Raw genomic sequence first — 15,591 nt, 5'->3', positions numbered from 1 at the left:
TGTAGGACCGATCTCCGCAACCGAGTCGTTAGTCGGGAAGCTCTTAGCTCTTAGCTCTTAGCTCTTAACAACCCAAAACCAAATCAACCACCACCACCATCAAACTTGATTTAAATCCGGCTTAACCCTTGGGCAATTGTATAAATACAATTCAATGTACTGGCTCAGTCGCTGACTATTGGTTTGAGTTAGCGCTTAATTACTTAACCCTAATGCATTGTTTGCCCATAGTAGGCAAATTACCTAATTCTATCTTTTAGATTTTTTACATCGGTAATACATGCCCCAGACTGTCCAGGAGTTATAGCATTAGGATTATTTTTAGCGTATTGAGAAGACAATGTTGTCCAGATCCCTAGTGTTTTTTTGCATAAAATAGCCGATTGATCATTTTGCCAATGACATACGTTATGTGTTTCGCCGCTGATGTTTTGAATGACGTTGCATGTTGCTGAAAAGTTTTTACAGATATTAATATCAGTAACACTACAAGTGAGATTTCTTACTTCCGTTAAACAAGCTGAATTTTGCCCGTTTAAAATTGCTCCCACATGATTTTTTGCGTATCTAGAAGTAGGTATTGTCCAAATACCACCACTTTTTTCACATTCCGTATTCGATGTATCAGCGCTCCAACGACAAACAGGCTCATACTCTCCATTCAATGATTTTAGTACCTCACAGCGTGCCCCTTTAGTACTACATGTTTGCTTTTCATGTTGGTCACACGTATTTTTTACTTCTTGCTTAAAGTCATCAGTTGCAACTGTACATTGCGATAATCCATCATTTTTGAAATTAAACCAGATGGGATTAGTAAAAGCTTTTAGAGGTAAATCACCACGTAACTCTCCTGTTAGCTTTGCTCGAATATACATTCGGTCTGGGCTTTGCAATTCGTCTACGGTGTTCACAATACATGCCGGATCAATTGGTGGGAGGGCCGTTGGTGGTTGAAATACGTCAAATTCACCAAAAGAATTTTGTGGGCCATTATTATTATCAATTACCTTAGCCTTAGCCGTAATAAGTTTATTGCCAGCACTTTGGGGCTTATTGCTACTTGAGTGATGAGCTACTTTGGGCGATATGGGAGTACTTGTCTGTTTAGGCAAATTACAAATATTAGTGGTTTTTAGTTTACCTATAGCAAAATCTTTGGGTTTAATATTGATTTGCCTAATACCTGCGAATTCCTCACCTGCACTTAAAGTAATGACCATGTCATATCCTTTACTTGGATCATAAATAAATGTTCTGGCTTTACCGCGCCAACCAAAAGCAGAATTCGGATGTGCTAAGGTCAAGGTTTTACCTGATTTGACATCTGTAAACGTTGGATCATCCCTGAGGTCGCTGGGATTAACTACGTTTTTATTACCTCGCCAAGGCTGAAATATCCAACCATCTTGATGTACGTCGGAAAAGCTGCCTATATTTAGATCAATTGCTTTAACTGGACCGAATTCTGCTGTCGATTTCCATTCAACTAAAAGGGGAAAACCACAATTGTTAGTATTTACCACCGAGCCCATAGACTTGTCTTGAGAGTCTATTTTTCCATTATTATTAATGTCATAAGCCAGTCGAATTATAGGTCCATCAGTGACGATAAAGTTTCCTTGTTTAAATGCCTCAACTATTTGTATCTGACTGACTGGCGTGCCGGATACTTCGCCATTATTAATAGTTTTGCCTTCAGGTGGGCCGGCAAAAATAAGATTTCGAGGGGAGCCAAGTGCTGTATCAGTGACTTGTTGCATACCCACAAAGTAACCTTCTCGACGATAATTGTAATCGCCATGCGCATCAGAACCACCAGCTATAAAAACCCTTCTAGGCTGGCCCTCTGGTAGCCAATCGATATCATTTGTATAAGTCGGATCGAGTCCCCACATCAACATAGAGTCCCACATAGATATCCCTTCAAATGATTGTTTAGCGGGTTTTTCATGCTGCCATGCATCTAAATTACTAACAGGTATGAATCGCCCTTTTTGTTTCAGTTTTTTATTTGGCCGTAAGGAAACTGCTTGATTTAATTGCGCTGTATTATTCAAAACCTCTGAGATACTTGGATTCTCTCTCGCGCTATTATTTTGCATTGTTGTTTTAAAATGGGCGTTTTCATTCCATAACTGCAAACCCAGAACTTGTTCTGCAGAAAAAGCATCTCGCAAAGATGCTTCGCTATACGGTGCAATATCAGGTCCTAAGCGATCTACATCACTACCAGTAGCGGTTGATTCAGGGTGTGCTAAAAATAAAACCCCATTTGGCTGAATAAATTCGGTGCTGAGTATTTCCTTTAACCTTCTCGTTGCACCGCCGTATTTACTGGTATTGCTGGCGATAAAAGTATCGGTACGTAGTTGATCTTGTGGAAAATGTAATAAGTGTTGGCGAGCATAGAATTTTTTAGTGACATAATCGCCTTGATGAGGACCTTGTATATCACGGACTAAGAGACGGCCGTCGGAAGTAGGATCAAGCAAATTATCAGAGCCACATACTCCGTCTTCTGTGTCCGCTGTTGGAAAGAGTAAATCTTTGCCCGTGTCAACTATGGAGCTTAATATTCCATTCTGTAATGCCACCATTATTTTAGGTAAATTTTTACACGATTGAAATATATCATTAATATGAGGAAGGTCATCTCTTTGGTAAATTTCTGGAATGACATCGACTTCTGCACCTAAAAATAGTTGTGGCACAGTTAAACGTTTTACATAAACAGACTGGACCTTATTATTTGCCGGTAGAGGCGCAGAATAATCGATACGTGGATAAGAAGCGACTTCCTGGTTTGCACCATCAACACCATTAACCATTTCAATATTAGCAGCAAAACGATCAGGGCTTAAATCGCGCAGCAAGGTTGTTTCAACAGGGCCTAGTGGAGCCAGCGACACAGAAATTATTTGTTTACTGTTAGATGCATGGTCCGAAGCCAAAGCAAAATCTAAACCCATAGCACTCATAGCTTGCAATAAACTGCGGTATGAATAACCTGATTCACCATCGTTGTCAGTACCTTGTGAATGATAATGTAAATCACCGTAGTACCAGTTTTGATCAAATTTAGGCAGTGGTGCTTCACCTAAATGAACATTTACATATTGATCAAAATTGATCTCCTCTGCTCTACCATTCACGGTTGCTTCAAGGGTTAGTACCAATTTTAGTTTTACGTCTTGTCCTGGGGTTTTATTGGCGGGTTGATACATTGCGATAGCATGCCATTCACTGGTATCAGACAACTGAGAATTTAATAAACAATTATCACCATTCCATCGCCGACATAAAACCCGACTTGGTCTGGCCGGTGGAGCATCATTTGGCCCTGTCCATTGCCAAAAACCTAGCGTAAGCTCAACTTCATGAAAGTCATTTATTGAGTAAGAAGCACGTTTTTGGAAATCACCATTTATTTCTTCAAATACGGAAAACGAAGAAAATTTCTGTAATTTGGTTATTCCGTATTTACTTAATATGCCAATGTCATCTGAAGTTATAATTTTCCCAGGATTGGCCGCTAGTTTTAAATATTCTTTAGCTACTTCATAAATCAGCTTTGAAAGAGTGAAGTCATTTCTCTCATATCCTTGCAAGGCTTTATGCATTAATACCGAATTGTTAACTTTACCGTCAGGCAAAAAAGCATCAAGAATGGCAATATTGATAGGTATCGAACCATATTCATAAAGCGGAGTTTCCTGACAGTTTTCATTGCAAAAGACGGGATTTTTTCTATTAGGTTCCATCCGCCAAGGGGCATCAATTGCTATTTCAAAATCGCCAATACGCTGTTCGGTAGCTTGTACTGGACAAAACAATAAAAACAGGCCAACAAAAGAAAAATAGACATACTTTTGGTGATTCATTCGTTTTACTCTCCTTAGTAAAAAAACAACCCATTTTAGAAATGCGGGATATTAAAATACTCCTTTAAAACGAGTGTAATCACTAAAGCGTAGCAGAGCGTTGCCAAATAGCCTGATTAAATAAATACAAAAGCAAACAAACCACAGCTGAATACAGAATATTCCCCATGAAATTTATTTTTTACCCCAATTATCTTTTCGTAAACCCTTTGCACCTTGTAGGACCACGTAGGACCACGTAGGACCTTGTAGGACCGACTTCAGTCGGGAAGCTCTTAGCCCTTTACAACCCACACCCCACCCAAAATTTAAACGTCACTTCACCCCCAAAACTATCCCAACACCCAACCCCCAAAAACACATCAATACCACTCCGCCAATTGCTGCAAATCCCGCAACCTATCACGCTGCAATGAAAACGCCTCAAACACATCCTCAAAACTACGGTTTTGCTTACTAAGCATCGGCAACGCAAACGTGGCTTGAGTAAAAAATTCAGCCCCGTCACCTTGCCAAGCCGATTGCCACCAATGAATAATCTCTGCCCTACAGTCATTTAACTTTAAAGCACTGGGCAACTTGTCAGATTTTTTAAGATTGATTTGGCTATTGCTGGGCAGCAAATTCCACAAGTCATTGTTTGGCCAGCGGGCAAAAGGAATCGCATGATCTACCGCATAGTGCCCTGCCCTATTGAGGTTTTTGCCCGACCACACACAATTTACCGGTTGCTGAGTCAAAAGCGCATTAATGCGCTGACGCACCTTATTGGTATTGCGCTGCGGATTGTCCCAACGTAGTGCCTCAAAGTAATCCTGACGCGTAAAAGCCATATTTTCATTCGCGCGGTATTTTTCCATTTGTAATACCCACTCATTTAACAAAGCGGGTTCAATCCACACACTAAATTGTGCCATGGCATCCCAAATGGTTTTGGGCAGGTAAAACGAACCAAAACTGGCTAAATAATCGCTATCAAGCAAGATGGCATTGGGTTTACGCGTGGTTTTAGTTTCAACCGAAAACACCGCCTCTTTGGTGCCGGGTAAGGTGATGTGTTTTACCGGCATTTCTTTGATCGTGCTGCTGATGTCTTTTAAGGTTTGATGTAGATTACTAGCGATATTACCTGCGCTATTTGAATAATTAGCGCCCAGATACAAATCGTTATTTGCTATCGACCTAAGCTGTTGCCACCCTGTTTCTTTTATAAAGCCTAAGCCCTTATTGGCATTGCTATTTTGCTGCATGGCAAAGGTATCAACTAAGGGTTTATATAACTTCATCCAATACAGCGACACTAAACCCAAGGGCAATTCAATACAGTCATCGCTTTGACTCATTACCGCCCCAGGATGGCCCTCAGCAATACGCAATAATGAACGTAACAAGGCTAACTTATAGGTAGAAGATTTGTTGTCATTCACCACAATATTGCGAATTAACGGGAACGCCCCCGTGCCATCATCGGGCAACGTCAGCACAACCGTTTGCCAACTTACGCCATCACGCCCCAATTTATCAGTAGCCACCTGCGCAGTAGCTAGCTCATAAGACAAACCAAATTTACTGGCTAATTGCGCCTGCTCTGAGATCGATACCTCATACATCACCCGCTCGTCATGGCACTCACCATGGCGCAGCGAGATCACTAACTTACCATTGGGTTTTAACAAGCTACTGAGCTTTCGAAAAGCACGCTCACGATTAGACGGCGCAATGTGCATCCACACCGCGCTAAGCAAAATCAAATCGAATTTAATCTGCAGCGCAAAGACTTTTTGTAACTCTGGCAGGGTATCGTCAATCCAATGAATATTCGGATGAGAATATTTGGCGCGTGCTAATGAACGCATACCTTCGGCGGGTTCAACCGCTACAACACTCAAACCTTTATTGGCAAGGTAAGCCGCATCACGACCAGAACCCGCACCAACATCAAGTGCCCAACCTTTGTCGGGCAAATGGCGCAACCAATCGCTGTGCACATCAGTAAAACTGACGTTGTCATATTGGGCACTTAAACTCTCGGCTTGCTGCGAGTAATAAGTAATATTTTTGGCGCTCAAACGGCTTCCTAACTTCTTTGAACGGTATAAACCAAAACTACCTTAGTTTTTGGTGTTGTGCTAGCTATGTGGATGGATTTAATACGTATTCGCAAGTGGCATGTGAGGGTTACCCAACTGCTAATTTAGCTGCTTGCTGCCACATAAAGTTAGGCATAGGTTCAAGTAGCTTCCATGTAACGTTCATCGGTTGTGAGTCGCTGTGTTTTACGTACTCCACTTCGCCATAGTTAACAAATCCCATGGTACGACCGTATTCGTCTTTGCTTTGCTCGCGAACAAATAAAAATAGCCGTTTTCCTGTTTCACGATGCTGTATATAACTCAGACCCTTACCGCGTTCTGGTCGCGCGCTGTTTTGCGATTGCCAATGGAATAAATGCTCATTGATGGCATAGTCGTGATACATGGTTGTCGGTGAAAACTGCTTCTCATTTTTATCTAAAGTCACAAACAGCAATTCAATATTTTGCTCTTTTATTTCAAACACACCTTCTCGTGCTGGCGCTTGACGTTCAAATATTGTCGCGCCAAATCCAATAAGAATTTGCTCACGAGCGTAACGAGCATGTAATCGCAACGGCACATTTGGCAAGTCGGCCATCAAAGGCTGCTGGTGTTTAGCTTGTGCTAACTGCCAATCCAACACCGCAGAGAGTTCTTCGGCAATACCCAACTGATGGAGTTTACTCAAACTTCCTTCGAGCGAATCGAAGCCCGCCTCAGGTCCTGTTTTTTGCCAGAAGTCATAATGGCACATTAACGCCTGTCGGCCTGCCATATTTAACGGCCTGAAATCCTTCTGGCAAAGCTGTTTTAGAAATTGTAGATAGCTGTAATCGTCGCAAGTCAGAATACGATTTCGAATCGTTTTTTTAAGTAACTCCAGAATTTGTTCATCAGGTGTATTTTCATTCACTTGATCCTGCGCTTTGGCCACCAAATCAGTCCAACTTCCGCGCTTATAAAGCTCATTCAAATTAATATGGGGATGATGGATTAGAAAGTTTGTTAAGGTTAACGGTAAATCAGAGTGCTGCGGATACTGCCGGATCATGCTGATAATACGATTTAAGTTCAACGATGCTTGCCTGATATTACGCAGTACCAACTCTTGAGTACGTTTAGTAAGCTCTATGCGACAACCGAGAGGCGCATGTGGAAACCCATTTTTTATCTCATCACTTATTGCTCGATTACTTTTACCTACTAACGCTCGAAATTTATTAGCAAAATCATATTCAGGGCGTGAATTACCGACAAAATCTAATACGGTACAACACTCTTTGCCCTCTGCTAATCGCAAGCCTCGGCCAAGTTGCTGTAAGAAAATGGTTAAACTTTCAGTTGGACGTAAAAACAGCAAGGTATCCACTTCGGGAATATCGACCCCTTCATTAAAAATATCCACTACGCACAGTATATTGATCTGCCCCGAACGAATTGCTTGTTGTTTTTGTTGTCGCTCGTCACTGTTATCACTGGTTAGGACGTCTGCTTTAATACCTTTGAGTAATAGTTGTTTAACCATATATTTTGCGTGCTCGCGACTCACACAAAAGGCTAATGCCCGCATATTGCTGAGATCAGTGATAATTTCTTGCAAACTTAAAAGGATTTTATCGAAACGATTTTGGTTATGAGTATACAGATTGGTTAGTTGAGCAATATCGTAACGCCCTCTACCCCATGAAATGTTGCTTAAGTCAGTTTCGTCATCAATACCGAAGTATTGAAATGGGCAAAGATGGTGACGATTAATCGCCTCAGGCAAACGAATTTCCGCGGCAATAACGCCACTAAAATCACTCAAAATATCGCCACCATCATGGCGCTCTGGTGTTGCCGTTAAACCGAGTAAAATTTTAGGTTGAAAATGTGCTAATACCGAGCGATAGCTGCTTGCAGCAATATGGTGTACTTCATCAATGACTATATAGTCATAAAAATCTGCTGTCAGTTTTAGCTGTTCGAGTTGGTTGTTTAATGTTTGAATTGAAACAAATAACTGACGGTAATGCGCTGGCGTATGACCGCCTACCCATAATTCCCCAAAAGCTCCGTTACGTAATACTCCGCGATAGGCAGATCGAGCTTGCTTTAAAATCTCTTCTCGATGCGCCACAAACAAAAAATTCGCATTCGGTTTGATTCTTAAAAATCGTGCAAAATCAAACGCCGAAATTAATGTTTTACCCGTTCCTGTTGCAGCAACCACCAGATTTCGGAACCGCTTATGCACGCTCCGCTCAACGGACAACTGTTCTAAAATCTCGTTTTGATGAGGAAAAGGGTTAATATCGAAAAAGTGCGATACATTATTATCGCCATCACCTTTTTGTTGCCTTAATGCACGTGTTAACTTCTCTACACTAAGCACATCACCACTAAATGTCTCAAATTCATTTGATGCCCAGTAAGTTTCGAAAGTACTGAGGGATTTATAAATAATATGTGGAATTTCTTGCGAGGTGATCTTTAGGTTCCATTCAAGACCATTTGTTAGGGCTGAATGAGATAAATTTGAAGAGCCGATATATCCTGTGTGGTAACCAGTATTCCGCAAGAAAAGATAACTTTTAGCATGCAATCGCTCACGCTCAGTGTTGTAACTTAGTTTCACCTCGGTGTTAGGAAGGCTAGCTAAATACTTAACTGCTTTGGCATCCGTCGCACCCATATAAGAGGTTGTGATGACTTTTAACTCACGACCGCTTTTTGTGAACTCTTCAAGCTCGCGCCGAAAAATACGAATACCTGCCCATTTGATAAACGACACCAACCAGTAGATTTTGTCAGCAGATAAGATTTCTCTTTTGAGTTCAGCTTCAAGAGACAAACCAGCATTACTGCCACAAAAGAGCTCACTTTGAGTGAGACCTGTTAGGGGTATTATTGATTCAACATACTTAGGCAAGTCCGCTGCAACTGGGTTTGATTTATCAAATATTGCTGTAAGAATTTTACCTTGACTATCAATGAGGTTTTCACAAATAAGCTCATGATCGTTGATATGGTCACTAAGCCATTTAACTAGGGTATTTGCGAGATTGATTTGCTCGACAATTCTCAGATCACCATTGGGCACTGAGTCCATTGCAATCTCGATAATGCGGGTCAAGAAACGAGATAACCATGTCGCAGCTTCCCCAGCCTCCAACAAACGATCGCCAACATAAAAGGATTCTCGATCTAAGCGCTGCTCAACTAATTGCGTAATTAGCTGTTCATATATTCCGATTTGCTTCATTAAAATCCTTTTAAGATATTGATGTTTAAGCCCAGGATAACTTAAAAAAAATCACACAGGAATTATCAATTAAATTAGATCATCAACACGTAAAGTCTTCTGTTTTACTTGATATACGATACGTGAGATTTGCTCAGAGCTCAGCCGTTGACCAACTAACCGAGGTACCTGCGAACTTAACGTTTTTGTAGCTATAACGGGTACAAAAGGTTTAGTGATTGCTTTAATGTACCAACCGGGAATCGTAACAACAGGACTCACAATTATTTGTTCACCCGTTGCATTACTTAACCAATTTGTCGCCCACGTAGCTTGTCTAATTGCCTGTTCAACAATACTGGTGTCGTTGTAATTAGGGAATTCTAGTACCTTGCCATTCACATTAACTATATGTTCTTTTGATTTAGCATCAGCAGTCTTTGAATTATTTGGTTTTCTCCTTCCTTTAGTTTCGATAGCAAATACACCATTCGGACCGACAACCAAATGATCGATATTGAATTTATCACATTGAATATCGTGAAATATTTTATAGCTAGAAGCCTCAATGTCATGTAATTCAAGAGACACAGCCCACTCAGCTTCTAAACCTAACCGCAGGTTAGTCCGATGTTTTGCTGTTCTAAAAAGTTTAAAAACAAAATAGAGTATTGCTAACACCATTAAAGGGAATATTGGCCAGTTACTTGGGGCTTCTCTCCCTAACAAGTCATAAATCCCTAACTGTATAAACGGAAAATTAAAAAGCAGAATCAGCATAATTAAGTGACTATATAAATCAGCAGTTGAGTCGTTAAACTCAGCTAATAAACTTTGACCAGGAATTCGGCGACTGGTGCTCACATCAAAAGGTAAACGCTTATTATGGCTTACTATTTTTAATACCAAATTTAAAACCGAAACAGCCAAGAACATTGGCAAAAAAATTGAAAGAGGCAGCAATAATCCGCTAAAAACACTCATAATGTACGGGTGTTATTAATGATTAAAGGGTGTGAAGTTAAAATACTGATTTCCTTGAGATTGTTGCAATAATGCTTGAAGTCGAAGATACCTATTTGCTATTGGTTAGTAAAGTACTCCTTCCTGAAATAATATCTAGTTTGAAATTCTCAGATCAAAATATGTAAAAACACCAATTTGTATTTACTAACTAAGCAATTAACGAATAAATTTATTACTGCTTCTCTCATTTAGAATGAAGTCGCTTGAACAACATTAGTTCACAGAGTGCATACTGTATTTGCAATATGAGCACCTTTTTACTTTACAGTTTTTACTTTCCGTTTATCGCGTACCCAAGTACCTGAACCATTTTTCTGCTTAACTTCAAACAAATCAATTGCCGTAAAAAGATCGCTTAGCTTTTTAAATCCATAGTTTCTTTGATCAAAAGAAGCATAGTTAGAGATATGTTTGCCTATGGTGCCCAAATTCGCCCAGCCGTCGTCGTCTTCAGATGCTTCAATTGCCTGACGTAAGAGATTCATCAATTTTGAATCACTCTTGATTGATGGTTTAGGAGGTTGAACTGGTTTTTCATCATATTGTTCATCATCTAGATAAAGAAATTTAGAACAACTATTCACGAATGCCAGTGGCGCTTTGCGCTCACCAAAACCTATTACAAATTTACCGTCAGCTAATGCTCTGGTGACGAGTGGCGTGAAATCACAATCAGATGACACCAAGCAAACTGCATCGATATTTTTTGTATACAAGATATCCATTGCATCGATTACTAGTGCAATATCTGTTGCATTTTTACCCTTGGTTAAATCAAATTGTTGAATGGGTTGAATAGCAAACTCATGGAGAACATCTTCCCATGATTTAATGTTGGGACTTTTCCAATTACCATAAGCTTTGCGAATATTGACAACACCATAGTGAGCAAGCTCTGAGAGGATGATACCTATTTTTGCAGCAGGGGCATTATCGGCATCGATGAATAATGCAATTTTTTCCTTTTCTTTCACTAAATTCGCTTCCTTTACTTCGATTAAGTTCTCCAGTGAATATAAGCATAATCAAATAGTCAAATTCAATTGTTTTAATTAACTCAAAGTATACTCAATAATACTCATTATTTAAGTCCCACTCTGCCCGTACATATATTTGATTTTATAAGCTAATTGCCAGCTCCAGCCAAATAGTAACGACTTAAACTAAGTCAAAACTAATGAACCCAAGTACGAAAAATTCCCCATGAAAAAACCGACTGCTTGGTCAAAGCAATAACAACTTACATTATGAAAAACAGAAATTCACAAGCTTGTTTCTGTACAAAAATTAAACTAGCATCAAAGCACTTAGTTAAGATAAATCATAGGGAGTTGACATGCCTCTAAGTTATATATTTATAAGTGGACTTAGAGTTATTGGTTTGCTGTTAGTACTAGTGACTCTTGTTGCCTGCGGAAAACCTGAACCAGTTGCAGCGCCATCACCCTCAGAACCGATGACGCCTGCCCCCGCAGAACCCTCGCCGCCAATGCCTGAACCTATAATGTCTCCGCCACCACCAGCATCAAGTAAGCCAGAACCTATTATATTGCAGCCTCACGTCATTGCGAATTATCCAACAACGCCTTTACCCCAAACTAAAGCGAATGAACCTAATGCCAAACTTGAGTTTTACCACGTTGTGGTATCGGGCTCTAAACATCTGCAACTACCGGGCAACAAAGGCTTGCTCAACGTTTGGATTGGCAATGAGGCATTTAAACCTGCGCCAGTCAGTACCATGAACATTGCTGAGTCTGACATTATTGCAGCCGGTGCATATGCCTTAGTAGAGGCCAACGCACCGGATTTTGAGGTATCACCTGTCACATCAAAATGTTTATTGCTGCACCCATCTGGGGTTGATGTGAAATTTTATTTAACAGCTAAAAACGCGGGTGACTTTATCGTTAGCGCCACGGTGAATTTATTCAATACAGAAAACTGCTCAGGCCCTGCTATTCCGAAAACTGCAAATACCTTGAGTGTTAATGTTGTGGTAAACGAAGCTCTAATAGATGAGCAGCGAAAGCAAGGTTTTATCGATATTTTTTGGGCTAAAGCTACTGAATTTTGGGCTGCGTTATTAGCTTTACTGTTTGGCGTGCTCCTGTTTTTAGTGCGCAAACACCTGAAAAAGTGGTTTGGCTATGATCAAAGTGATTCTTAATTAGCTGAACCTTTGTTGTCATTTTGTGATACGAGCTTCTTACAAACATCCATCACGGCTTTAACTTCGTCACAGGGTGGTGGATTAAGAAAGATATCAGGACACCCAAGTTAATTACTTGTATCTACTAGTTTCTATCTACTGCTTTTAATTTTACTCGGCACTGCCGATGCTTTTGACTTACCCGCGACTCAAGGCTCGCCAATTTTATGTTAATTCAGTAGGTCAATTGGCATGGATAGCCAATTGAGTTTTTCGCCGTCGGGAACGGCTAAAAACGGCCTGCTTAATTCACTTAAAATTGGATGAAGAGCGTTGCCGGAGCGCGGCCTCTTTCTGGTTACTCTGTTCTTGGCTGCAGAAGAAAGAGTAACTGGCTCTCACGGATGTGAGACAAAAACGTCATGCGGACGCCGCGCGGGATGACGGTGAGCACCGCGAATGCTCTGTGTGCGAAGCACATGCTTGATAAGCGCAGCGCATAAACTGGCACAGCCATAACGGATTATTCAAGGTTAGTGCCGATGAACCTGCGCCGCTGATTTTTAACCTTAGCAGCGTGGGCCTCTATACTATTTAAGTACACGACAACTTTATCACTGAACCGTCATCGGCTCTGACCCCGAACGACCCCGGCGTTAGTAAATTAAGTAATTATTTGAACACGTAACGTAACGATAGGCCTATCTTATTTAGGTCATCAAGACCTTCAATCTTAAGACCTACTGCGAAATTATCAGTAAAAAACAAATGTCCAGAAGCGACAACTTGTGTTTCGCCATCATCACTAATGTTAACGTATTCAATACCGAGGTTTGTTTCAAATGGTTTGAATGGACGACTGCGTAATCCAACAGCTAGGCCAAAACCACTGTCAGACGAACTGCGCTTAAAAGTTTGCATATATAAATCGCGAGAGGCTTTAAGCTCTGCATTTTCATAAGAAACTTGACCGTAAAAATCCGTTTTACGAGTAATAGCATAGCGATAGCCAATGCCGAGACTCAATCGATTGACATCATATTCAACACCAGAATTTTCGTCAGACAATGAACTGAAACTAACTGATACAAATGCAGTTTTAGATACTAAAAAAGCGCCCTCAAATTCCGGGCCAGTTGGGTGATTGAATGGCACGTCTTCTTCAGTACTTATTGCAACTAAACTCAGCTCTGCAAAATTCCAATCCGGGGATTTTGCCAAGCTAAGTGCCGGGGCGACCAACAAAAATATTGCAAGTGCACTTGTTTGTAATCTCATATATTTCCTTTAATGTGTGATAACTTTTTCATAAACTGAAAAATCGGCGGGAGTATATATTTGGCAGTTGGGGTTGTCAAAAAAGCTAAACAGAATAAGGCTTAACAGGACATATATGAAATAAAAGGGGTCATAGTCAATTTACGTGCGTCGCAAGTTTATTGTTGTGGCGTAGCCACGCTTTTGACTTACCCGCGACTCCAAGTTCGCCGAGCAACGTAGGCTAATAAAGGGCAAATGGCAGGCGGTCGCCGCGCGGGACGCCATTTGAGCAATGCTTGTAGGGAACAAATCATTGCCACAACGGAGTTGCGACCTTTATTAGGCAAGTCGCGCAGGAAATAGCACTTGGCCGGAGCGCGGCCCTTTTGGTTTACTTTTTGCGGCTGTTGGGAAAAAGTAAATCGCCCAGCAGGGATGCTGGACGAAGAACATCAAGCGGACGCCGCGCGGGATGATGTGAGCAACGCGAATGCTTGATGAACGAAGTGCATGCCCGAACTGCGGGGTCAACGAACTGCGGGGTCAAAGCCGATGAAATACCGTATTTATCCAAGACATAACAATAGCCACAGCAAATGCATTTTGTGATACGTGCTTCTTACAAACATCCATCACTGCTTTAACTTCATCACAGGCAGGTGGATTAGAATTTGACGGGGTATAAAACACTTATTGGCGCATAAAAGTGTTTAGACTTACATTTTAATGCGCATAAAAATGATCTAAATAACATTTTTTGGCGCGTTTAAAAGTAAAGTGACAAGGCAATTGGCCCGTCACTCAAAAAAGATGACAAGACAATGCCTCAGAAACCAGGATTCTATTGAGCCGTCCGTAATTTCTCTAGCCTTTTTATCAGCGCTTTTCTACTTTGATGTTTTATGACAAAACGTTCAAAGCGAATATCGAACGCGGCCTGTTCCGTTTTGAACTGATACGCCTCAGCTAATTGATGCAGGTAGTTATACGCATTGTCGTAACCGCTAGCGCAAGCTCGTGAAGACTGTTGTTCTGCGTTTTGCCAAATCAAATCGCGCTTATTATAGACTTGAGTCAAATTTTCTTCTTTTGCGGCTTTTTCCGCAGCGAGCTTTTTGGCTTGTGCAATGGCTTGTTCATGCTTTAATTGTTGCTCGGCAATAACTGTGTAAGGCTGCAGCACTGTCGCATTTAGCCAATATTTATAGACAAATTTTTCGCGTTCTTGCTGTTTTCTAGTCATTGCTAGCGCCTGATTACGCGATAACTGACCTAACTCAAATAGCGCCACTAATAAGGTATTTTTGTCTTCTCCAGAAAGTTGCTTGAGCCAAGCTTGTGCATCAAGCTGAACGTGCTGAGCATGGTGGCTTGGTTTCTCATCTAAAACCAATGAAACCGCCTTAACCAATCCTAAGGGAATATCAAACAAACTAACAAATGCGTGCTGGGCTTCACTTACGTTATTGAAGTTAAAATTAATCAACGGAATGGGCGCGATCTCTTCGTTATAATCTAACTCTTGAAGCCACATAAAATACAACAATCGCCAGTCGCCCTGCATCAATTCTGCGCGAAGCAAGGCTAAATATTGAAAAAAATTGTCTGCATCTTCATCTTCAAAGTAGTCGCCATATTCTTCTAGTGAAAAAATTAACAGTAGCCATTCGTCAGTTTCAACTATTTGGAAGTTGGGGTTTCTCGTCTGCAAAAGTTCGTCGGGTATGGTGCCCAGTGGAAGTTTAATGTAGGCATCAATAGAGCCCCAATCTGCATAATAAAACCCAATATCAAAATAATTGAGTACAACATCAACGGGCTCAGCCTTTAGGCCACTATAATTATAGTGAACCCGAAAAGACCTGGCGGTAATGTCAGCGCGACTTGAAATGACTCGTAATGCCGCCCGCTGTGAGGTATCTAAATAACCGTCCACGGATTCAAATCGATAGTATTGATATTCGCTCATGC

The 15,591-nt window shown here is 40.9% G+C and carries 8 protein-coding genes; 1 reads left to right on the top strand and 7 read right to left on the bottom strand.

The genetic code is table 11. From position 1 onward, the window contains the following. Positions 1-239 precede the first annotated feature (239 nt). The 5 genes from ABKW31_RS02820 to ABKW31_RS02800 form a co-directional block, all read right to left on the bottom strand. Positions 240-3,884, bottom strand: a complete 3,645-nt coding sequence (locus ABKW31_RS02820) for a hypothetical protein (protein WP_348614684.1) — start codon at positions 3,882-3,884, stop codon at positions 240-242. A 362-nt stretch (positions 3,885-4,246) separates the two neighbouring features. Further along, entirely contained in the window at positions 4,247-5,953 is a 1,707-nt protein-coding gene (locus ABKW31_RS02815) for a methyltransferase domain-containing protein (RefSeq protein ID WP_348614683.1), read from the bottom strand. A 109-nt stretch (positions 5,954-6,062) separates the two neighbouring features. After that, the gene (locus ABKW31_RS02810) at positions 6,063-9,203 is read right to left on the bottom strand and encodes a DUF3427 domain-containing protein (protein WP_348614682.1); all 3,141 of its coding nucleotides are present in this window, start codon (positions 9,201-9,203) and stop codon (positions 6,063-6,065) included. 69 nt (positions 9,204-9,272) lie between these two features. Continuing rightward, positions 9,273-10,166 (bottom strand): nuclease-related domain-containing protein, encoded by an 894-nt coding sequence (locus tag ABKW31_RS02805; RefSeq protein WP_348614681.1) that lies wholly within the window; start codon positions 10,164-10,166, stop codon positions 9,273-9,275. Between the two features lie 299 nt (positions 10,167-10,465). After that, entirely contained in the window at positions 10,466-11,182 is a 717-nt protein-coding gene (locus ABKW31_RS02800) for an NYN domain-containing protein (protein WP_348614680.1), read from the bottom strand. Between the two features lie 362 nt (positions 11,183-11,544). Here ABKW31_RS02800 and ABKW31_RS02795 point away from each other — a divergent pair, with 362 nt between their 5' ends. Then, positions 11,545-12,378: a hypothetical protein gene (locus ABKW31_RS02795; RefSeq protein ID WP_348614679.1), complete on the top strand. Its 834-nt coding sequence runs from the start codon at positions 11,545-11,547 to the stop codon at positions 12,376-12,378. Positions 12,379-13,032: 654 nt separating this feature from the next. Here the strand turns inward: ABKW31_RS02795 and ABKW31_RS02790 are convergent. Both ABKW31_RS02790 and ABKW31_RS02785 read right to left on the bottom strand, forming a co-directional pair. Further along, positions 13,033-13,638 (bottom strand): outer membrane beta-barrel protein, encoded by a 606-nt coding sequence (locus tag ABKW31_RS02790; protein WP_348614678.1) that lies wholly within the window; start codon positions 13,636-13,638, stop codon positions 13,033-13,035. Between the two features lie 823 nt (positions 13,639-14,461). Continuing rightward, the gene (locus ABKW31_RS02785) at positions 14,462-15,589 is read right to left on the bottom strand and encodes a hypothetical protein (RefSeq protein ID WP_348614677.1); all 1,128 of its coding nucleotides are present in this window, start codon (positions 15,587-15,589) and stop codon (positions 14,462-14,464) included. Between the last annotated feature and the right edge of the window lie 2 nt (positions 15,590-15,591).

The sequence above is a fragment of the Paraglaciecola sp. 25GB23A genome, from assembly GCF_040012495.1.
Classification (GTDB): Bacteria; Pseudomonadota; Gammaproteobacteria; order Enterobacterales; family Alteromonadaceae; genus Paraglaciecola.
This window is presented reverse-complemented; position numbering and strand designations above follow the sequence as displayed.

Bases quoted from the DNA above. Each gene is read 5' to 3' on its own strand.
- ABKW31_RS02820 (WP_348614684.1), bottom strand. From the start codon at position 3,884: ATGAATCACCAAAAGTATGTCTATTTTTCTTTTGTTGGCCTGTTTTTA.
- ABKW31_RS02810 (WP_348614682.1), bottom strand. From the start codon at position 9,203: ATGAAGCAAATCGGAATATATGAACAGCTAATTACGCAATTAGTTGAG.
- ABKW31_RS02805 (WP_348614681.1), bottom strand. From the start codon at position 10,166: ATGAGTGTTTTTAGCGGATTATTGCTGCCTCTTTCAATTTTTTTGCCA.
- ABKW31_RS02795 (WP_348614679.1), top strand. From the start codon at position 11,545: ATGCCTCTAAGTTATATATTTATAAGTGGACTTAGAGTTATTGGTTTG.
- ABKW31_RS02790 (WP_348614678.1), bottom strand. From the start codon at position 13,638: ATGAGATTACAAACAAGTGCACTTGCAATATTTTTGTTGGTCGCCCCG.
- ABKW31_RS02785 (WP_348614677.1), bottom strand. From the start codon at position 15,589: ATGAGCGAATATCAATACTATCGATTTGAATCCGTGGACGGTTATTTA.